Source organism: Candidatus Zixiibacteriota bacterium (genome assembly GCA_040752595.1).
Taxonomy (GTDB): Bacteria; Zixibacteria; MSB-5A5; order WJJR01; family WJJR01; genus JACQFV01.
Map to the genome: position 1 here is coordinate 38,081 of JBFMGX010000020.1, position 20,144 is coordinate 58,224.

Here is a 20,144-nt window from a genome sequence, read left to right on the forward strand (position 1 = left end):
TCCCTATGCTTCCTGCTCCGGTGTCGCGCGGCGATGGCCGAAGTAGATATGGCGATTGATGAGATTCACATAGTCACTCCAGTCACGATCCCCGGTCTTCTCGGCGATGTGACGCAGTGCCCCCATCTTCGAGTCCAACTCGTCCGCATAGTAGAGGACGAACGCCTCCGGCGTCTGGGGCACGATCGGCGAGCCATACTCCAATCCACCCTGGTGCGAGACGATCAGATGGCGGAGTACGCGTTCCAATCCGGCGGGGAATCCGTCGAGGGCACGAATGGCCGTGGCCACGCGGAAATCGCCGGTGTTGATGTGGCCGATCAGGCGACCCGCGTCGGAATAGTCGATCAGGGCACTGACTTCGTACTGCTCGATCTTGCCGATATCATGCAAGAGTGCGCCGCAGACCAGAAGGTCGCGGTCGAGATCGGGATACAGGGAGACGGTGAATTCGCAGAGGCGCGCCATGTTCAAGGAGTGCTCCGCCAGCCCGCCGATCGTGTCATGATGCCACAGTTTTCCCGCCGGGGCGGAGAGGTACTGTGATCGGAGCGGTTCTTCACACAAGAGCTTTGCGAGCAGCGCGCGCAGATGAGGGTTGCTCAACGAATCGATGAACCGGTCGAGCTCGCGGGCCAATACTGCCGGTTCAACCGGGGACCGGGGCAGGAAATCCTCGGGTCGGACCTCCTGTGTTTGAGCGGGGCGGATCCTCTCGACGCGAATCTGCGGGCGATCTCGGTATGTGCCGACGACACCGCGTACTTTCACCGGCCACCCGACCACGAGATCGTCGATGACGTCGTTGAATCCCTCCCACATCACGCCATCGATACGCCCGGAACGATCACCGAATTCGAGGGCGAGACGTTCACCGCCCTGGAATTCGCGCCGTTCGATCTTGCGCAGGGCAAAGAAGCCCTCCACATGCTCACCCGGAACCAATTCACGAATGGTCATGGTTGTGGTCCGCTCACGGTGGTGGCCATCCCGTTAAACTCGCTCCCCCCCAACGGGTTCCACCGCCAGGCGAACAACTTTCCCTCAGGACGCTATGAAAGTCAAGCGGAAAGGACCAGGTCCCGGCTGCTGAGTCGTCCGCGCCAAACCCTGAATGCTTGTCGCCGACGGTCGAGGAGAGCGTCCATCGGAGTCATTGGCTCAGCCGGTATGCGCTGTTGGGGAGCGGTGCGCGATTCTATATTCCCGCCATGAAACGGCTCGACCGCTACATTCTGCACGAACACAATGGGCCGTTTTGGTTTGCGTTGGTCGTGATCATGCTCGTCTTGGTCGTCGATTTTGTGCCCGATGTTGTGCGCATGGTGGTCACCAAGGGGATACCGGCCACGGTCATCTTGCAGGTATTCGTTCTGAACCTGGCTTGGATGTTTGCCTTGTCGGTGCCGATGGCGGTGTTGTCGGCGACGTTGATGGCATTTGGACGTCTGTCGGCAGACTCGGAGACACTGGCGCTGAAGGCCGCAGGGGTCTCCCTGTACCGGCTGATTGCGCCGGTGCTGATCGTGGCGACGCTCTTGGGGTCGGGGCTGGTGGTATTCAACAATGACGTACTGCCCGGTGCGAATCACGAGGCCCGACGCCTGATGTCGGACATCCGTCGCAAACGTCCGACTCTCGATTTGAAGGCCAACGTCATGGAGGACCGGATTCCCGGATACCACCTGTTGATCAAGCACATCGATCAGAGGTCTTCCGACATTGCCGACATCACGATCTTTGACCACAAGAACCGCAATGCCCCGCGCACGGTGGTGGCCAAGACCGGGACGATGCGTCACTCGCCCGATGGACACACGCTGATCCTGGAGTTGCGGGACGGTGAGATCCATGAACCCGATCCTCAGGATCGGCGCAAGTACCGGCGCACGGAGTTTCGTCAGCAGACATTCTACCTCGGCGGCGTCGGCGATGAATGGACACGGACCGACTCGGAGTACCGCACCGATCGCGAGAAATCGTCGGCGCAGATGCGGGAGGACGTCGCCGCGTGGCGGGTTTCGATCCGCGCCCGCCGTGTCGCCATCAACACGGCCTGCTCCACCGCGGTCAGGGCGTATTTCGTGGCCGAACCGGACACGCAGATCGCCGAGGTCAGTCTGCCGACCGCGCGCGGCACGTTCCGGCCCGCGGCGAATGCGACCAGTGCCGTCTTGCGGGCCAAGGAACGGGCGCAGCGACTCGGCCAGTTGATCGAGCGCGAGACCAGCGCCATCGAGAATCAGAATCGACTGGTCGACCAGTACCTGATTGAAATCCACAAGAAGTACTCGATTCCCGCCGCCTGCATCGTGTTCGCGTTGATCGGTTGCCCTTTGGGCGTACGTTCGCGACGGGGCGGGATCGCCGCCGGATTGGGAATCTCGATCGGATTGTTCCTTCTGTATTGGGCATTCCTGATCGGTGGCGAGGATTTGGCGGATCGCGATCTTGTCTCCCCATTGGTCGCCATGTGGAGCGCCGATCTACTGATCGGCTTGGTCGGGTTGGTGATGCTGTGGTCGGTGACCAATGAAACATCGCCGACGCCACGGGCGATCGCCTCGCACATGGCACGAGGCCGGCGACGGTTCCTGGTCGGACGCGGCGCCGTCACAGCGAGCACGGGGGGCGAGCCATGAACCGCATCGACCGCTATCTCATCGGCCGGTTCCTGTTCAACTTTGCCTGGTCGCTTTTGGCCTTTTGGGTGGTGTTCATCATCGTCGACTTGGTCGAGCAACTCGACAAGTTCATCGACAAGGGCGTACCGCCGTCAATCGTTGCCCTGTACTATCTCTACTTCACGCCCTCTGTGTTGATTCTGGTGGCGCCGATCGGCGTCCTGTTGGCGACGCTCTTTGCGGTCGGCTTTCTGGCGAAGCGCAATGAGCTTCTGGCGATGCGTGCGGCGGGGCTGTCGCTGTGGCGGTTGGCGTTTCCCTTCCTGTTCATGGGGCTGATCGTCACCGGTGCGGTCTTTGCCGCCGGGGAGACCGTCTATCCCCAGGCCGAGGCACGACGCGCGGATCTGCGCTCGCGCGTGATCAAAGGGACCGTGCAGCCGGCGCAGTTTCTGTTGCAGAATCTGTATGTGTCCGGTGCGTCCGGGAGGGTGTACTACTTTCGCAGCTACAATACCGGACAGAATGTCGGCACCGGCGCCACGGTGCAGACTTTCGCGGACGGGCGATTGGTCGAATCCATCGAGATGAAGAGTCTGCGCTACTCCGATTCGCTATGGATCGGTGAAGGGGGAGACCGGCGCATCTTCGCCGCCGCCGGGGACAGCGTCGTGCGCTTCGAGAGTTTCGCGACCCGGAGCTTCCCCCAATGGACCGAGACGCCCGAGGACGTCGTGCGCAAACGGGTCGATCCGCAGCAAATGACCTACCGTCAGTTGAGGGAGACAGTCGAACGTCTGCGTCGCGGCGGCGCCGAACCGGTGGAAGAGGAGACGGAGCTGGCGCTCAAGCTCGCTTTCCCATTCATCAATTTCATCGTGGTGCTGATCGGTTTCCCCATTGCCGCGCGCACCCGGCAGTCGGGCATGGCGCTGAATTTCGGCATCGCGATGCTCATCTCATTTGTGGTACGCGTCCTCTATGAGATCTTCCGTTCCCTGGGCCACAATGGCGAGGTGTCGCCATTGCTGGCCGCCTGGGCGCCGAACCTCATCTGTCTGGTGGCGGGGATCGCCGTGTTGCTGCGCGTGCGGAAGTAGAACGGAAGTTCCGCCGGAGGAACTACCATGTGCATTCAATGGCTGACGTTCGCGGTGCTCACACTCACACTCGTCGCGGTTGTATGGTACGCTTGGGAAACGCGACGGATCGTAAGGCTTCAACAGGAGGAAGTCGGTCTGAAGAAGCGCCCCGTTGTGACTGTCAGAAACAGATGCGAGACAGAACCGATGTTTCATACTGAGATTGCAAATCTATCGAATGTCCACGCCGAAGCTCACGTTGAGGCTACAATAAACTGGCAAGAGAGGCAGGTTTCCCTCGATTCCTCTCATCCCTATTCTGGCAAGCGAGCGTGGCTGCTCCAAGCGAGTAACACGTTCAACGGAAATCTGGACTTGGCCAACGTTTTGAGCAAAAGCTGGGCTTGACCGTACGCAACACGCTGGTGCGCGCGTGAGGCCAGAAGTCCGTGTCCGAAGCTATGATGCCAAAGACAAGAGTGCGCCGTATTGGAAGAACCCTCCGGTAGAGTACTACTGGGACAATGGCAGATGGATACCGGAAGCCGCACCTCAAGAAACAAGCTAAACGGGATTTCATAACCTCGAAAGGGCTCAAGTGCTTGGTGCCACGGGTCTTTAGACCCGTGAACTCCCGATGTACGGATGCAATCAGCACGGGTCTGAAGACCCGTGGCACATCTGGTATGTGAATCTGATTATAGGGGCAGAAGTAGGGTGCGTGCTTCGCATGCAGCGTCCGACAGAGAACGGTGCGTTCAGAGAACGCACCCTACAGATGGGAGCCGGTTCCCTACGGATGCGCTGCCAGCTCGGCGAGACTGTTCACGACCAGGTCGGGTTTGATCGGGGCGCCGGGCGGTGCAGTCGCGCCCCAACCGGGTCGGTCGTGGCGACGGTCCACCCAGACGGTCGCCAGGCCGAGTGCCTTGGCGGGCACGTGATCATGATAGAGACTCTGGGCGACATGGAGTGTTCTGTCTCTGCGAATGCCCATGTCCGCCAGGACGGAGAGCGCGCGCTCGAACATGCGCGGGTCGGGCTTGTAGGCACCGACATCCTCAGCGGTGACAATGGCATCGAACGCCACGCCGAGTATGGCATTTGTGCGCGCGAAGGCGGCGCGGTCGACGTTCGAAATGATGACCAGTCGATGTCGCTGCTTCAGGTCCTGCAATGCCGCCACGGTGTCAGGAAAGGGCGGCCAGTCGCCGACCGATTGCGCGAAGGCCTCCGCCTCGGCCGTCGTGACGGGCACATTGAGGGCCTGCGCGATGCGGGCATGGACGCTGCGCAGGATGTCCGAGTATCGGACACGGGGCAATTCCCCTTCCAGGTGTGCCTCGGCCTCGGCGAAGATCTCCAGAAGGCGTTCATCGGACACGCGCACGCCATGGCGGGCCGCCCAGGGACGCAGGGAGTTGAGCAGCCCGGTCTCCCAATCGATCAGGGTGCCGTAGCAGTCGAAGGTGAGGGCTTGGAAGTCGCGGATGGTCATGATGGCGAGGATGGGCGAATCACAGACATACCGACCCACGAGAGCACAACCATGTCATCCTGAACGAGTCCCGCCATCAGGCGGGGCAAAGTGAAGGATCTGCTGTTGCTGTTCCCCGTCAAAAGCAGATCCCTCGCTGCGCTCGGGATGACAAGTAAGGTAGCCTCGATCCGGGCTACGTCCCCATCGTCCACTCGGCGAGGTATTTCTTCTGCGCCGCGGTGAGGGTGTCGATCTTCACACCCATCGACTTGAGTTTGAGCCGGGCAATCTCCTTGTCGAGCTTTTCGGGCAACGCATGGACACCGGCTGGGATCTTGCCGCGGTGCTTGACGATATGCTCGACGCCGAGCGCCTGATTGGCGAATGACATGTCCATCACCATCGCCGGGTGGCCTTCGGCGGCGGCGAGGTTGATCAACCGTCCCTCGCCGAGAAGATGGATGCGCCGTCCATCCTTGAGCGTGAATTCCTCGACTTCATGGCGGACCACGCGGCGCTTGGTCGCCAGTTGCTCCAGCGCTTCGATCTCGATTTCGACGTTGAAATGCCCGGAATTGGCAACCACGGCACCATCCTTCATCTTCAGGAAGTGCTCGCGGCGGATCACGGCGAGATTGCCGGTGAGTGTCACGAAGACGTCGCCGAAGCGCGCCGCCTCGCTCAGGGGCATGACCCGGAAGCCGTCCATCACCGCTTCGAGGGCCTTGACCGGCTCGATCTCGCAGACGATCACATCGGCGCCCATGCCCTTGGCACGGGTGGCAACGCCGCGCCCGCACCAGCCGTAGCCGCAGACGACGAACTTGGAGCCGGCCAGGAGGTGATTGGTCGCGCGCAGGATGCCGTCGATGGTCGATTGCCCGGTGCCATAGCGGTTGTCGAACATGTGCTTGGTCTGGGAGTCATTGACAGCGATCACGGGGAATTTCAACACCCCTTGCGTTGCCATGGCGCGCAGACGGATGACGCCGGTGGTAGTTTCCTCCAGCCCGGCCCATACCGTACCGGCGCCGGCGTTGCCTTCCCGATGCAGCTCGCTGACCAAGTCGGCGCCGTCGTCCATCGTGATATGAGGCCCATTGGCGAGAACCGCGCTGATGTGGCGATAGTAGGTCTTGTTGTCCTCAGCGCGCACGGCAAAGACGCCGATCTTGGTGTCCTTGACCAGCGAGGCGGCGACGTCATCCTGTGTCGAGAGCGGATTCGAGGCGCACAAGCGCAGCTCCGCGCCTCCGGCCTTGAGCGTTTCCATCAAATTGGCCGTCTCGGTCGTAACATGCAGGCAGCAGCCGACGCGCACGCCCTTGAGGGGCTTCTCCCTGGCAAACCGCTCCCGGATGAGGCGCAAGACCGGCATGTGTTTTTCGGCCCATTCGATTCGCAGCCGTCCCGGCGCGGCCAGGGTCAGGTCTTTGACGTCGTAGTCCATCAGTCACTCCTCTTTCGGTTAGTCTCCACATCGGTGGGGGGGGCAGCGAGTCGGGCGCACAGCCGTGCGCCCCTGCAAACGCGACGGTACTGTTTCTGTGACTGGATGGCATACTATGTACGTTATGCGTCCTTTGCCAGATCCGCGGCGTGATCGGTCTTCTCCCAGGTGAATGACTCCTCGTCGCGGCCGAAGTGGCCGTAGGCGGCGGTGGCGCGGTAGATGGGCCTTCGGAGTTGCAGGTAGTCGATGATCGCGCGCGGCGTGAGGTCAAAGTGTTTGCGAATCAACTCAGCCAACCGGCCGTTGGGCACCTTCTCGGTGTCGTCGCAGAAGACCATGACCGACACCGGCTCGGCGATGCCGATGGCATAGGCGAGTTGCACCGTGCAGCGGTCGGCGAGACCGGCCGCGACGATGTTCTTGGCGATGTAACGCGCCATGTAGGCGGCCGAGCGGTCGACCTTGGACGGATCTTTGCCGGAGAAGGCACCGCCGCCGTGCGCGGCCATGCCGCCGTAGGTGTCGACGATGATCTTGCGGCCGGTCATTCCGGTGTCGGACTGCGGTCCCCCGACGACGAACTTGCCGGTGGGATTGACATGGAAGATCGTTTGGGCATCCAACAGCGACGGATCGATGACGACACGTGCCACCTGATCGATGATCTGGCGGCGGGCATTGGCGGTGATGTGCTTCCCGGTCGCATCGAGGATCGCCTCGCTGTGCTGGGCGGCCAGGACGACGGTGTGGACACGGGCGGGTCGCCCCCCGCGATACTCCACGGTCACCTGCGACTTGCCGTCGGGACCGAGGTACGGGAGAATGCCGCGTTTGCGCACCTCGGCGAGGCGGCGGGTCAGTTGGTGGGCCAACATGATCGGCAGCGGCATCAGTTGCGGCGTTTCACGGCAGGCGAACCCGACCATCAGTCCCTGATCGCCGGCGCCCCCCGTGTCGACTCCCTGGGCGATGTCCGGCGATTGCGGCCCGATGGCATTCAAGATGGCGCAACTGGTGTAGCTGAAGCCGCTGTCGGTGTAGCCGATGTCGCGCAACAAATCGCGCACGAGCCGGTGGATGTCGACATAGGCGGTCGTGGTGATCTCGCCGCCGACGATCACCAGGCCGACGGTGACGAATGTCTCGCAGGCGACGCGCCCGGCCGGATCCTGACGGATGACGTCATCGAGGACGGCGTCGGAGATCTGGTCGCACACTTTGTCGGGGTGCCCTTCGGTCACCGATTCCGATGTGAACAGGAAGTCGTTGGTCATACTACCTCGTACGCTCAACAGGTGACTGACTCACTTGAGAGAAACAGCAGATCCTTCGCTCCGCCCAGGATGACAGGGTTGCTTCCAAAGGTGTGCTCTTCATGCGCTCTGCGGCCGGGCTAAGGCAGCACGACTTCGGAGGATTCGCCCACACTGAGACGTCGGCCGAATCCCTCGACCAAAGCATGCGCTCCGATGATGGAATCCTCCAAGACGCAACCTGAAACCCGGGCATCCTCGGCGATGATCGAGTTCTTGATCACGGCTTCTGTGATCCGCGTCCGCTCGCCGATCGACACGTAGGGGCCGATGATGGACCGCTCAATAGTGGCGGACGGGGCAATCGACACCGGAGACACGACGACCGATCCCTCGATGGCATAGCGCGCCGGGTATTTGGCCAGTAGATGCCGGTTTGTCGCCAGCAACGTTTCCGGCTTGCCGCAGTCGTACCATCCCTCCACCGGGACAGCGCGCAGCCGTGCCCCATGATCGATCATCATTTGCAGCGCATCGGTCATCTGGATCTCGCCGGTGGCTCCCTCGCCGAGTCGCACAACCTGCGCCAGACAATCGCGGAAAAGCCGCGTCGATCGGATTCCGTACAACCCCACCACCGCCCAGTGCGAAGGCGGGACGGCGGGCTTCTCCACCAGACGTTGCACGAAGCCGTCGGCAACCTCGGCCACACCGAAACGGCGCGGGTCGTCCACTTCCTTCACGCCAAGGTAATCCTCGTCGCCGGAGGCGATCGCCGGGAAGTCTACATCGAGGATGGTGTCACCCAAAATCACCACGAGCGCATCATCGCCGGGGAGTGATGCCAGCGCCAGGTGGACGGCATACCCCAGTCCACGGAGTTCGGACTGCTGGATGAAATCGACGTCCAATTTGTAATGTTCGTGAACGAACGCCTCAATCTGTTCACCGAGGAAGCCGACCACGAGGCAGATCCTTCCCAGATCGGGGATGCCGACGATCCGGTCGAGGATATGGCCGAGAATGGGTTGCCCGGCCACCGGCAGGAGCGGTTTGGGTGCTGTGTGCGTGTGCGGACGGAGGCGAGTTCCGACTCCGGCCGCAGGAATAATGACATTCACCATCGATGATTCCATTCGGGACGGCACCGGGGCCGACCCATCGTGCCATTGTACCGTCTGAAACACGGAGAAGAAACAGGTTTTCTCGCTTCCGCTTCGGCGATGGCCAGGCTGTGCGAACGGCAGTCAGACCTGTCGAGTGGATGGCCTCCGGCGGCAGTGACGAAGCGAGCGTGGCGGCCGACAATGGAGTTGAAGGGGTATAATGCTGTGCCGGCGGCGTGCGGCCCCGCCTTGACATGCCCGCCGGAAGGGGTATACTTGCCTGACTGTCCGGAGAACGACACGCCCCGGACAAGATGTGGGAGGTTGCGGTGTCGATGCACATCGGGATTCTGACTTCTGGTGGTGACTGCCCCGGTCTTAACGCCGTTGTGCGTGCCGTCGTGGTCAAAGCGATCAAGCACAACAAGTGGCAAGTGACCGGCATTCTCGAAGGTTGGCGCGGTCTGATGCGCGAGGGCAAGACCCGTCCTCTGGCCCTCCATGAGATGTCCGGCATTTTGGGACTCGGGGGGACGCTGCTAAAGACCTCGCGGACCAATCCCGCGACCCGCTCCGGAGGGGTCGAAGAGGTTCTCCAGAAGGTCTCGGATCTCAAGCTGGATGCCGTGATCGCCATCGGCGGCGAGGACACGCAGGGTGTCGCCCATGCCTTCTCCGAGCGCGGTCTGCCCATTGTCGGGATACCCAAGACCATCGACAACGATCTGGCCGGGACGGACTACTCGTTTGGATTCGACACGGCCATCAACACGGTGATGCACGCCATCGACAGCGTGCGCACGACGACCGAATCGCATCAACGGGTGATGGTCGTCGAGGTCATGGGTCGCCACGCCGGCTGGATTGCGCTTCAGGGGGGAATCGCCGGAGGCGCCGATGCCATTCTCATCCCCGAGCGCCCGACCGATCTGGATGAGGTCTGCGCGTTGGTGCGGCGTCGGCACGAGGGCGGCAAAAACTTCTCCATCGTCGTCGTGGCCGAAGGGGCCAAGGTCACCGTCGACAAGACCGACGATTCGGTCGGGAGTCTCATTTTGCAGGATTTGGCCAAGGACGAGTTCGGACATGTGCGGCTCGGAGGAATCGGACAGGTCCTGGCGCGGGAAATCGAGAAGCGGACCGGATACGAGACGCGCGAGGTGATGCTGGGTCACGTGCAACGGGGCGGAACCCCCACGGCCTTTGATCGCTATTTGTGTACGCGGTACGGTCTGCACGCCGTGCATCTGATCGAGACGGGTCAGTTTGGGTGTATGGTGTGCCTCCGTGGCAATCAAATCACCTCGGTCCCGCTGTCTGAGGTCGCCGGAAGAACCAAGACCGTTCCGCATGAGCTGTTTGAGGAGGCAGCCGTCTTCTTCGGCTGACCAAGAGGATAGTCACCCGACGGCCAAGGCTCAGACCTTGGGGACAGGCACGTCGGTCCGGGAGGGACATGCAGACGATTGGGAGGATCTCCAACGTAATGCAGGTGTCTGGTTGCCGTGTTCCTCTTCGCGGGCATCGGGTCCTGGCTGTAACCATGGTATTGGTTTCGACGCTGGCGACGGCAGAGCCTGGCACCGCCGCCCGGCGACAAGGTGATCGCTTCAGTCTGCGGCTCGGAGCCTGGCCGCAGCGCGATGTCTCCGGTGTCCTCGGTCGCATCGACTTCCAGGCGCCGGAAGATACGGTCTATGCCGCCACGGTGACGGAAGACGGCACGGTGATTCCATTTGTTGAGTTGTCCGGCATGTTCCACATCCGCGGCGCGTGGTGGGCCGAGGGAGGAATCGGCTGGTCGCGTCGATCGGATGTCCAGGTCGCCGGCGTGCGCGAGGATGTACCGGCGACCGATAGTCTGGCGCGCATTCTCTTGGGGGACGGGAAGGTCGATTTCTTGCCGATGTTTGTCGGGGCGCGCGCGATGCACGATTTCGGGGCACACCCACGCCCCCACAATATCTATGCCCGTGGCGGTCTGTCACTGATCGTGGCGAGCGAGTCCCCCAATGTCGTCCACCCGCGAGTCGGGCGGAGGATCTACAGCGAGGGGACCAAGGGGGGATTCGGGTTCCTCGTCGGCGTCGGCGGCGAGTACTATGTGGCGCCGAAGCTGGGCCTGCTCGTCGATCTGCAGTACCGCTATGCCAAACTGCACTACACTGATGAGGCCGATTTCGATTTGTCTGGTTTTTGGCTGGCTGTCGGCATGACGGTGATGACGCGATGACACGCTGCATTGATAGAGCTTCGAGCAAGATGAACGAATCGTGGAATCCCTCACCCGATCCGTCCTGCGGACGGATCGACCTCTCCCCCTCGAGTGCGCTCGGGGCAAGCCGGAGGGAGAGGTTATCGTTCCCCCTCTCCCTTCGAGAGATGGTCGGGGTGGCGGTGTTCATTGCGGTTGCAGTTCTGACCGTCGCATCGGCATCCGCCCAACACCGCATGCGCGGGATTCCGCCACCGGCGATGCCGCCCACGCCCGGGATTTGGGGAAAGACACTGGTGGGTGGGCAGTTGGGGCCATGGTTCTCCGGCAACTTGCAGGACGATTTTGTACAATCCGACGTGCGGCTGTCCGCCAGCGGCACCGCCTTCCATTTGGAGCTTTTCTATCAGCCGCATCTGACGGGGGCGTTGAATCTCGATTTGAACTTCGGTGCCGTTAGCCGGGGCGACTTGCGCGCCAGCGTGACCGGTGGATCGGCGCTGGGCAACGCCACGCTCTACCCCCTTGGGGCAGGAATGATCGTGTTCCCATTGGCGAAGAAGGAGAAGACCAGACTGCAGCCGTTCCTCCGCGCCGGCGGATCGCTCGTGATCGGGACCGAACGTCTGGATGTGGTCACCCAGGATCTCTACGCCGTGGGGACCGCGTCGCGTTCGCGCACGGCCTGGGGGTACTATGCCGGAGGCGGCGCCACCTGGCTTCTGGGCACAAGCATGGCAATCGTCGGAACCGTGAAATACCAATACGTCAAGTTCGATCAGGAGCTGTTTGGCGTTCGCGACTACTCGGGAACTCAAGTGCTCGTCGGCATTGCCTATCTCTACCGCTGATCGCGGGGGCGCTGGCCGAACCGCGCGGTCGCAGAAGATTCCAGGGAGGGTGCATGGCGATCAAGATCGGGATCAACGGATTTGGGCGGATCGGGCGGTTGGTGTACCGCGCCGCCATGGGGCGCAAGGATCTGGAGATCGTCGCCGTCAATGACATCACCGATGCCAGGACGCTGGCGCATCTGCTGAAGTACGACTCGGTCCACCGTCGGTTGGACGCGGACATCACGGCGGACGACAAGGGACTGGTGGTCAATGGACACCATGTGCGCGTGACCGCCGAGCGCGACCCGGCCAAGCTCCCATGGAAGGAGCTCGGTGTCGAGACGGTGCTGGAGTCGACCGGGTTGTTCACCGATCGCGACAAGGCCGCGGCCCACCTGACTGCGGGTGCCAAGCGTGTCCTCATCTCGGCGCCGGCCAAGAAGGGCGATGGCACCTTTGTGCTTGGCGTCAACGACAAGGACTACGATCCCCAAAAGCACATCATCATCTCGATCGGCTCCTGCACCACCAACTGTCTCGCACCGGTGGCGAAAGTTCTGGTCGACACGTTCGGAATCGAATCGGGATTCATGACCACCATCCATGCATACACGAACGATCAGCGCATCCTTGATCTGCCGCACAAGGACCTCAGGCGGGCACGGGCGGCGGCGATGTCACTCATCCCAACGTCGACCGGAGCCGCCAAGGCGATCGGGCAGGTGATTCCGCAGTTGGACGGGAAACTCGATGGGATTGCCGTGCGGGCGCCGGTGCCGGATGGATCGCTGGTTGATCTGACCTGCGTCACCACCAAACCGGCGACCGCAGAAGCAATCAACGCCGCCATGAAGGCAGCCGCACAGGGTCCCATGAAGGGAATCCTGCGTTACTGTGATGAGCCGATTGTCTCCATCGACGTCGTCGGCGATCCACATTCGTCCGTGTTTGATGCGATGGAGACCCGGGCCAAAGGGAACCTTGTCAAGGTATTGTCCTGGTACGACAATGAGTGGGGATTCTCGGTCCGCACCGTCGAGATGCTGGCGCGGATGGATGATTGAACACAACTGTCGCGGGAGGGCGAGGCTCCTGCCGAGCCGCGTTTGAGTGATGAACAAGAAGACCATCGACGACATCCCGCTCAAGGGACGACGCGTCCTGGTGCGCGTGGATTTCAATGTGCCGTTGAAAGACGGCCGGGTGGCGGATGATACCCGTTTGACCGCTTCACTGCCGACGATCCGCAAGCTGCGCGACTCGGGGGCGCGCACGGTGTTGGTGTCGCATCTGGGCCGTCCGAAGGGGAAGCCGGAGGAGAAATACTCGCTGGCCCCTGTGGCACGACACTTGGGCGGGTTGCTGGAGACGACAGTGCCGTTCGGGGAAGATTGTATAGGGCCCAAGGCCGCCGCGGTTGTGGACAACGTGGGTGATGGTGGGCTCTGCCTCCTGGAAAACCTCCGGTTCCATCCCGGCGAGGAAAAGAACGACGTGGAATTCGCCCGGCAGTTGGCCGCATGGGGCGACAGCTATGTCAATGACGCGTTTGGTACCGCACACCGCGCCCATGCCTCCACGGAGGGGGTGACCCACCACATTGAGACCTGCGTGGCCGGCTATCTCATGCAGAAGGAGCTCGAATACCTCAGCCGGCTGCTGAACGTCCCGAAGCGGCCGATGGTGGCCTTGTTGGGCGGGGCGAAAGTCTCGGGCAAGCTCGAAGTGTTGACCAACCTGATGAAGACGGTCGACACGTTCTTGATCGGCGGCGGGATGGCGTTCACGTTTCTCAAAGCGCAAGGACGCGCAATCGGAAAATCCCTCGTGGAAGATGAACTGCTCGACACCGCGCGTCAGGTGCTGAGCAGCGCCACGGCAGAGAAGAAACGTCTCCTGCTCCCCTCCGACTGCGTGGCGGCGCCGGACCTGAATGGGACCGGGAAGCCGGTCATTGCCGGGATTGGTCAGATACCGCCCGACTTGGCCGCGTATGACATCGGCCCGCAGACCGCCAAGTCCTTCAGCGCTGAACTCAAACAGGCGGGGACGATCTTCTGGAATGGTCCCATGGGTGTGTTCGAGACACCGCCCTTCGATGCCGGGACAAAAGTGGTCGCACATGCGGTCGCCGATGCGACCAGTGGCGGGGCGACGTCTGTGATCGGTGGGGGCGACTCGGTCGCGGCGGTGCAGCAGGTCGGAGTTGCCGACAAAATCTCCCACATCTCGACCGGTGGCGGGGCCTCGCTGGAGTTTCTGGAAGGGAAGACCCTCCCCGGCGTGGCAGCGCTGAATGACCGATGACATGGCAGGGGGTTGAAAACCCCCTGTCCGCGCATGTGAAGTCGAGCTTCTGAGGACAGGGGGCTTTCAGCCCCCTGCGTCACCCAGGGGAGACGACGAATAGATGCCTCGCACCCCTTTCATCGCCGGCAACTGGAAGATGAACTGCGATATTCCGCGCACACGCGAGCTTTGTGAGGCCCTCATGGCACGGTTGGCGCCATGGCCGGAGGCTGCCGGACAACCGGTCGATGTCGCTGTATTCCCGCCCTTTGTCTCGCTGTCCGCAGCGCATGACTGCCTACGTGGCAGCCGTATCCAATTGGGCGCCCAAAACATGCATGAGGCGGCATCGGGAGCGTTCACCGGAGAGGTCTCAGCCGCCATGTTGTTGACCGCGGGGTGCACTTTGGTTATCTTGGGACACTCCGAGCGGCGCCAACTGTTTGGCGAGACCGACGCGGGGATCAACAGGAAGGCCCACGCGGCACTGTCGGCCGGACTGAGGCCGATTGTCTGTGTGGGCGAAACATTGGAGGAGCGGGAAACCGGCCGAACCTTTGCCGTGCTCGAATCGCAACTGGCCGGTTCACTGGCGGGGATGACCGCGGCGCAGATGTCGCTGATGACCATTGCCTACGAGCCGGTCTGGGCCATCGGTACCGGTCGCGTGGCGACCGTCGAGCAGGCGGGCGAGGCGCACCGGTTCATCCGTGGCTGGGTCGCGCGCGTCCATTCATCAGAGTTGTCTGAGCGGGTGCGAATCCAGTATGGCGGATCAGTCAAGGCGGCCAATGCCGCGACGCTCTTGGCGCAAGCCGATATCGATGGATGCCTCGTCGGTGGCGCCTCACTGGATCCCGATGAATTCGTGGCCATCGCCCGCGCCGCCACATAGAATCCGAATGAATCCACTGTCATTCCGAGCGACTTGTCCCGAACGAAGTTGAGGGAAGCGAGGAATCTGCTTTTTCTATTCAGTGATGGGCGCGTAAGGAGGAGTTGTGTACGGTTTACTGATCGCACTGCATTTGATCATCTGCTGCGCGTTGATCATCTCGGTCTTGCTGCAGTCGGCCAAAGGCGAAGGATTGGCCGGGGCATTCGGCGGTTCATCGCTGACCGGGACCGTCTTCGGCGGCCGCGGCGCGGCGACCTTTCTGTCCAAGGCGACCACGGTGCTGGCCATTGCCTTCTTCTCCTCGGCGTTGGTCTTGGGATTCATGCGTCCGGCGGTCGGGACCCGGGCGGTCAGCGGCGGTGAAAGCGCAGTCGAAGAGGCGGCGCGTCAGGCGCCGGCCCCGGTCGAGCAACCGGTGACGCAGGATCAGCCGCAGGGTCAGCCGGCACAGCAGCCATCCGGCCAGGAGGCGACGCCGATCGACCAGTTGAATCCCGAAACGCCGCAGCAGACGCCGCCGGGGGATTCAGGAAAACGATAGTGCCGTCTTGCCCGGCGCCACCGACCCTCGGGTGACGTCGGGGATAATGTGAGCGCAGGACGCGCCAGTCCTCAAGTGCCTGCAGGCACGCCGAAGTGGTGGAATTGGCAGACACGCCATCTTGAGGGGGTGGTGGGGAGACCCGTGCGGGTTCAAATCCCGCCTTCGGCACCAAGATCCGACGACATACCGCGTGCGGACAGGGGGCTTTCAGCCCCCTGATTCTATTTTGGGTTTGCAGTCGTTGGTCAGGAGCCCTGCGCTCCTGACGGATGGTGTCTGGAGCACGGTTCGACTTCGCTCACCGCAAGCGGGGTTCCCGACCTACACGAGAACCTCTTCTTGCAGGGGGTTGAAAACCCCCTGTCCTCAGGAGGGGAAGGTGCCCAGCAAGACGCGTTGCCCGTGGCCGACTGATGATCCGCTCATGATCGAGTACCATGATCGTGAGTGGGGTAAACCGCTCCATGACGACCGCCGGCTGTTTGAATTCCTCGTGCTGGAAGGTATGCAGGCCGGGCTGTCGTGGCGGACGGTTTTGCACAAGCGGGAGAACTACCGCCGGGCATTTGATGGTCTCGATCCGGAGAAGATCGCGCACTACACGAGGCGTAAGGTCGAACGGTTGCTTGCGGACCCGGGGATCATCCGCAATCGTCTGAAGATCGAGGCGGCCATCGGCAATGCGCGGGCGTTCCTGCGGGTCGTCGACGAGTTCGGCAGTTTTGATCGGTATGTCTGGCGGTTCGTCGACGGTCGGCCGATTGTGAATCGTTGGCGAACACTGAAGCAACTGCCCGCCATCAGTCCCGAGGCGGAGGCGCTGTCAAAGGATCTCAGGCTGCGCGGCTTTCGTTTCGTCGGCCCCACGATCGTTTATGCTCATATGCAAGCCACCGGCATGGTGAATGACCACCTGGTCAGTTGCTTCCGTCACCGCGAACTATCGCGATGAGGGCCGGGGGCCTCAGGCCCTTGCGGTTCGACGCGGTCAGCACAACAGGGGGTTGAAAACCCCTGTCCTCAAGGATTCGCTTCTCGCGGACAGGGGGCTTTCAGCCCGCTGTGGTTAGACCCGAGCGGCTCCGAGCGGCCACCTGTCTGTCCCTGTCCGGCTCCGGCATTTCGTCCCAGGTGCGGCCATCGAGAACGCGTCCCTGTCGCTTCTTGTGGACGCCGCCCCACTGTTTGAAGAAGAACGGAACTTCCCTGACAAGACACTGGTCGCGGATATCACGGACCCAATCGGCCTGCATCGGACGGCAACCGGGGCCGGATTCGCCGCCGGCAATGACCCAGTCAATCCCATCAAGCGGCAACCTGGGAATCGGACCAAGCAACGGCTCGACTGAGAGGAAGCGCACCGCCGCCGGGACCTCTTTCAGGTAGTGGACGCGGTGAACGTACCTGTGGTCTTCGACGCTCACGCCCATCCACACGTTCCTAGGCCACGGCAACTGACGCCAGACCTCGGCAAGACGCTCGGCGCGTTTGGTCAAAATCTGGAACTGGTGCCAGCCCGCCTCCTGCATCACCCAGAAGACCTTCTGGATGAACTCCAACGGCACATCGCGGTGGAACAGATCGCTCATCGAGTTGACGAAGATCGTCTGTGGCTTCGGCCACAGTAGCGGCAGGGGAAGGGCATTGTCATGAATCGTGAGCTCGAAGCCATTGCGATAGTTCTCCGACCCCATGGCCCGCAGGCGTCTGGCCATGCGCTCCGCATAGCAGAATTTGCATCCCGGGCTGACCTTGTCGCACCCGGTGACCGGGTTCCAGGTCGAGTTCGTCCATTCGATGGGGGAGGAGAGGGCCATGGACGCTGCTATATAGCCGATTCCCAGTCCCATGTCATCCCGAGCGAGTTTCTCCACCTGCGGCGGAGAGACGACACGAGGGATCTGCTGTTTTGCCGCTGTTAAGAAAGCAGATGCCTTGCTGCGCTCGGCATGACATATTCTGCCAAGGACTTCGAAGGACACCGCCGCCCTCATCGGCCGGGCGAGAAAGGGCGCGATGGGTTGCGCGGTGGGCGTGACTTCGAGGTGAGAAAACCACCGTGGGTAGCAGACATAACGACAGGGTTCGGAGAATGGCCGCCCTTTTCGGCAGCGCTGCCATCGCACTCTTCTTGTATTCTGGAGCCGCGACGCCACTGCGCAGTCAACCTTGGAGTGTTGTAGAACAAAAGGAGGTCATTAAGAGCTGGGAGCTGCCTGTTTGCTACGTCGTGTCACACGGGGACAGCACGAAGTATGGCTCCGGATTCTTGATGGGCACTGCAGATTCCAACATGTTTCTGTTCTTCACCGCGCTGCACGTGGTGCAAGGCAGCGATTCGGTCCAGGTTCAACTCGGGATCTATGACGGTGACTGCAATCGTAGGAGATGGGAGTTCAGGTGGGTCCCCCATGAAGCTGGGCAAAGGGTCTACTACGTATCGGACCCTTCCTACGACTGTGCGTGGATCCCGATCCGGCGGGAGTTGATCGTCAGGGGACTTCCAGCGACATGGCGCTTCTGGTTTGTGAAGAAGAACCAATTGGTCCCGGTCGACAGCCTCTGCGTTGGACTTCCGGTCGTGTTCGCTGGTTACCCTGCGGGCCTTTCTGTGGGATCAAAGGTCCCGGTCGTACGGTTCGGACGAATTGCCGCAATAGGCCTGGACCCCAGACAGGTCCTTCTGGATGCGAACGTATTCCAAGGATCGAGCGGAAGCCCAGTTCTTCTTGATAAGACAGATCCCCGCACCAGGGCATTCGAAGGGAGTCTCGTGGGCCTGATCTTTGAGAATCTGGATGTACTGAGGCAGTCCCCCGAGAGTCAGTTCCGATCGACGGAGAACCTTGGCATCGGGTGTGTGGTGCCAGCCGACGTTCTGCTCAGGAGCGTTGAGCTCTTCGAGAAGCCGCCTCAGCGCTGAGCCCCGATTAGCCCTCGCACCTGATCACAGAGGCCAGTGTCAGACCCGCTCCCCCAGCCACTGCGACAGGCGGTCCATAGCGACGCGGACCTGTTCCATCGAGTCGCGGTCGCGGATGGTGACGGTTTGGTCCTCCAGGGTCTGGGAGTCGACGGTGACGCAGAAGGGGGTGCCGACTTCATCCATGCGGCGGTAACGGCGGCCGACTGCACCTTTGTCATCGTAGAAGACCTTGAACTTCTTGCGCAGATCGGCGTCGAGTTTGAGCGCGATCTCCGGCATGCCGTCACGATTGACGAGGGGGAAGACGGCGACTTTGATCGGCGCCAGACGCGGATCGAGCGCGATTACGGTGCGTTGCTCGCCCCGCACGACTTCCTCACGGTAGCCGTCGACCAGACAGACCAACGCAGTCCGGTCAGCGCCCGCTGAGGTCTCGATGATGTAGGGGACAAAGCGCTCGCGCGTCTCTTCCTCGAAATACGAGAGATCGACGCCGGTCGCTTCTTTGTGGCGCGACAGATCGAAATCGGTGCGGTTGTGAATCCCCTCAAACTCCTTCCAGCCGAAGGGGAATTCATACTCGATGTCGTAGGCGTCCTTGGCATAGTGCGCCAGCTCACCGGCGCCATGCTGGTGGAAGCGCAGCTTCTCTTTGCGGATGCCCAGATCGAGATACCAGTCGTAGCGGGTCTGCTTCCAATACTCAAACCACTTCTGGTCTTCCTTGGGGTTCACGAAATACTGCATCTCCATCTGCTCGAATTCGCGCGAGCGGAAGATGAAATTCCCCGGCGAAATCTCATTGCGGAACGCCTTGCCGATCTGCGCGATCCCGAACGGCAGCTTGCGTCGCATCGGTCCCTGCACGTTGAGGAAGTTGACATAAATCCCCTGCGCGGTCTCGGGGCGCATGTAGACAATGGCGGCGTCATCCTCGACCGGGCCCATGAAGGTCTTGAACATCAGATTGAACTGGCGCGGCTCGGTGAACTTGCCCTCGGCGTGGCACTTCGCCGCCTTGCGACCTTTGTAAGCGGGGCTGCCGCACATCGCCTCTTCGATCTGGTCGAGACGGAAGCGGGCCTTGCACTCCTTGCAGTCCACCAAGGGATCGGTGAAACCGGCGACGTGACCTGAGGTCACCCACACTTGCGGATGCATGAGGATGGCGGCATCGATGCCCTCCACGTCATCGCGCCGGTGGGTCATCGATTGCCACCAGTGCTCCTTGATGTTGCGCTTGAGCTCGACCCCTAACGGACCGAAGTCCCAGCAGGAATTGAGCCCGCCGTAGATTTCCGAGGAGCCGAATACGAAACCGCGCCGTTTGCAGAGCGCGACGAGTTTGTCCATGGTTTGATCGGTGCCGGTTTGCGCCACGAGGCCTCCGTGAATGTGTTATGTCAGACGGTCGGCGGCTTGTCCTGAGCGTAGCCGA

The 20,144-nt window shown here is 61.8% G+C and carries 18 protein-coding genes and 1 tRNA gene; 12 read left to right on the forward strand and 7 right to left on the reverse strand.

The annotated features are described in order from the left end of the window. Positions 1-3 precede the first annotated feature (3 nt). Entirely contained in the window at positions 4-960 is a 957-nt protein-coding gene (locus AB1792_06640; protein MEW5701889.1) for an HD domain-containing protein, read from the reverse strand. Positions 961-1,118: 158 nt separating this feature from the next. Between AB1792_06640 and AB1792_06645 the strand changes: the two genes are divergently transcribed. Further along, on the forward strand, positions 1,119-2,642 hold the full coding sequence (locus AB1792_06645; GenBank protein ID MEW5701890.1) for an LptF/LptG family permease: 1,524 nt from the start codon (positions 1,119-1,121) through the stop codon (positions 2,640-2,642). Further along, entirely contained in the window at positions 2,639-3,724 is a 1,086-nt protein-coding gene (locus tag AB1792_06650) for an LptF/LptG family permease (protein ID MEW5701891.1), read from the forward strand. The genes AB1792_06645 and AB1792_06650 overlap by 4 nt, the downstream gene beginning before the upstream one ends. A 775-nt stretch (positions 3,725-4,499) precedes the next feature. Here AB1792_06650 and AB1792_06655 read toward each other — a convergent pair. The 4 genes from AB1792_06655 to AB1792_06670 all read right to left on the reverse strand — a co-directional run bounded on the left by AB1792_06655 (position 4,500) and on the right by AB1792_06670 (position 9,016). Continuing rightward, entirely contained in the window at positions 4,500-5,243 is a 744-nt protein-coding gene (locus AB1792_06655) for a haloacid dehalogenase type II (GenBank protein MEW5701892.1), read from the reverse strand. A 136-nt stretch (positions 5,244-5,379) separates the two neighbouring features. Next, complete coding sequence (gene ahcY, locus AB1792_06660) at positions 5,380-6,636, reverse strand: adenosylhomocysteinase (protein MEW5701893.1); 1,257 nt, start codon at positions 6,634-6,636, stop codon at positions 5,380-5,382. A gap of 122 nt (positions 6,637-6,758) precedes the next feature. Further along, positions 6,759-7,913 (reverse strand): methionine adenosyltransferase, encoded by a 1,155-nt coding sequence (gene metK, locus AB1792_06665; protein ID MEW5701894.1) that lies wholly within the window; start codon positions 7,911-7,913, stop codon positions 6,759-6,761. Positions 7,914-8,032: 119 nt separating this feature from the next. Next, positions 8,033-9,016, reverse strand: coding sequence for a sugar phosphate nucleotidyltransferase (locus AB1792_06670; GenBank protein MEW5701895.1), 984 nt, complete (start codon positions 9,014-9,016; stop codon positions 8,033-8,035). Between the two features lie 317 nt (positions 9,017-9,333). Here AB1792_06670 and AB1792_06675 point away from each other — a divergent pair, with 317 nt between their 5' ends. From AB1792_06675 to AB1792_06715, 9 genes are all read left to right on the forward strand, one after another. Next, positions 9,334-10,386 (forward strand): ATP-dependent 6-phosphofructokinase, encoded by a 1,053-nt coding sequence (locus tag AB1792_06675; GenBank protein ID MEW5701896.1) that lies wholly within the window; start codon positions 9,334-9,336, stop codon positions 10,384-10,386. A 155-nt stretch (positions 10,387-10,541) separates the two neighbouring features. After that, positions 10,542-11,231 carry a hypothetical protein gene (locus AB1792_06680; GenBank protein MEW5701897.1) on the forward strand — a complete coding sequence of 230 codons (690 nt, stop codon included), beginning with the start codon at positions 10,542-10,544 and terminating at the stop codon, positions 11,229-11,231. A 242-nt stretch (positions 11,232-11,473) separates the two neighbouring features. Next, positions 11,474-12,064: a hypothetical protein gene (locus AB1792_06685; protein ID MEW5701898.1), complete on the forward strand. Its 591-nt coding sequence runs from the start codon at positions 11,474-11,476 to the stop codon at positions 12,062-12,064. Positions 12,065-12,117: 53 nt separating this feature from the next. Then, positions 12,118-13,113 carry a type I glyceraldehyde-3-phosphate dehydrogenase gene (gap, locus tag AB1792_06690; GenBank protein MEW5701899.1) on the forward strand — a complete coding sequence of 332 codons (996 nt, stop codon included), beginning with the start codon at positions 12,118-12,120 and terminating at the stop codon, positions 13,111-13,113. A 49-nt stretch (positions 13,114-13,162) separates the two neighbouring features. Then, the gene (locus AB1792_06695; GenBank protein ID MEW5701900.1) at positions 13,163-14,356 is read left to right on the forward strand and encodes a phosphoglycerate kinase; all 1,194 of its coding nucleotides are present in this window, start codon (positions 13,163-13,165) and stop codon (positions 14,354-14,356) included. A gap of 103 nt (positions 14,357-14,459) precedes the next feature. After that, positions 14,460-15,233, forward strand: a complete 774-nt coding sequence (gene tpiA / locus AB1792_06700) for a triose-phosphate isomerase (GenBank protein ID MEW5701901.1) — start codon at positions 14,460-14,462, stop codon at positions 15,231-15,233. Between the two features lie 106 nt (positions 15,234-15,339). Then, positions 15,340-15,777, forward strand: a complete 438-nt coding sequence (secG, locus tag AB1792_06705; protein MEW5701902.1) for a preprotein translocase subunit SecG — start codon at positions 15,340-15,342, stop codon at positions 15,775-15,777. 89 nt (positions 15,778-15,866) lie between these two features. After that, positions 15,867-15,951, forward strand: a tRNA-Leu gene (locus AB1792_06710). Positions 15,952-16,159: 208 nt separating this feature from the next. Further along, positions 16,160-16,732: a DNA-3-methyladenine glycosylase I gene (locus AB1792_06715; protein MEW5701903.1), complete on the forward strand. Its 573-nt coding sequence runs from the start codon at positions 16,160-16,162 to the stop codon at positions 16,730-16,732. A 100-nt stretch (positions 16,733-16,832) separates the two neighbouring features. Here AB1792_06715 and AB1792_06720 read toward each other — a convergent pair whose 3' ends face one another. Then, complete coding sequence (locus AB1792_06720) at positions 16,833-17,597, reverse strand: phage Gp37/Gp68 family protein (protein ID MEW5701904.1); 765 nt, start codon at positions 17,595-17,597, stop codon at positions 16,833-16,835. A 242-nt stretch (positions 17,598-17,839) separates the two neighbouring features. Between AB1792_06720 and AB1792_06725 the strand changes: the two genes are divergently transcribed. Then, positions 17,840-18,703, forward strand: a complete 864-nt coding sequence (locus tag AB1792_06725) for a serine protease (GenBank protein ID MEW5701905.1) — start codon at positions 17,840-17,842, stop codon at positions 18,701-18,703. 39 nt (positions 18,704-18,742) lie between these two features. On the opposite strand, the gene AB1792_06730 is transcribed toward AB1792_06725, so the two are convergent. Beyond that, entirely contained in the window at positions 18,743-20,059 is a 1,317-nt protein-coding gene (locus AB1792_06730; GenBank protein ID MEW5701906.1) for a glycine--tRNA ligase, read from the reverse strand. Positions 20,060-20,144 lie beyond the last annotated feature (85 nt).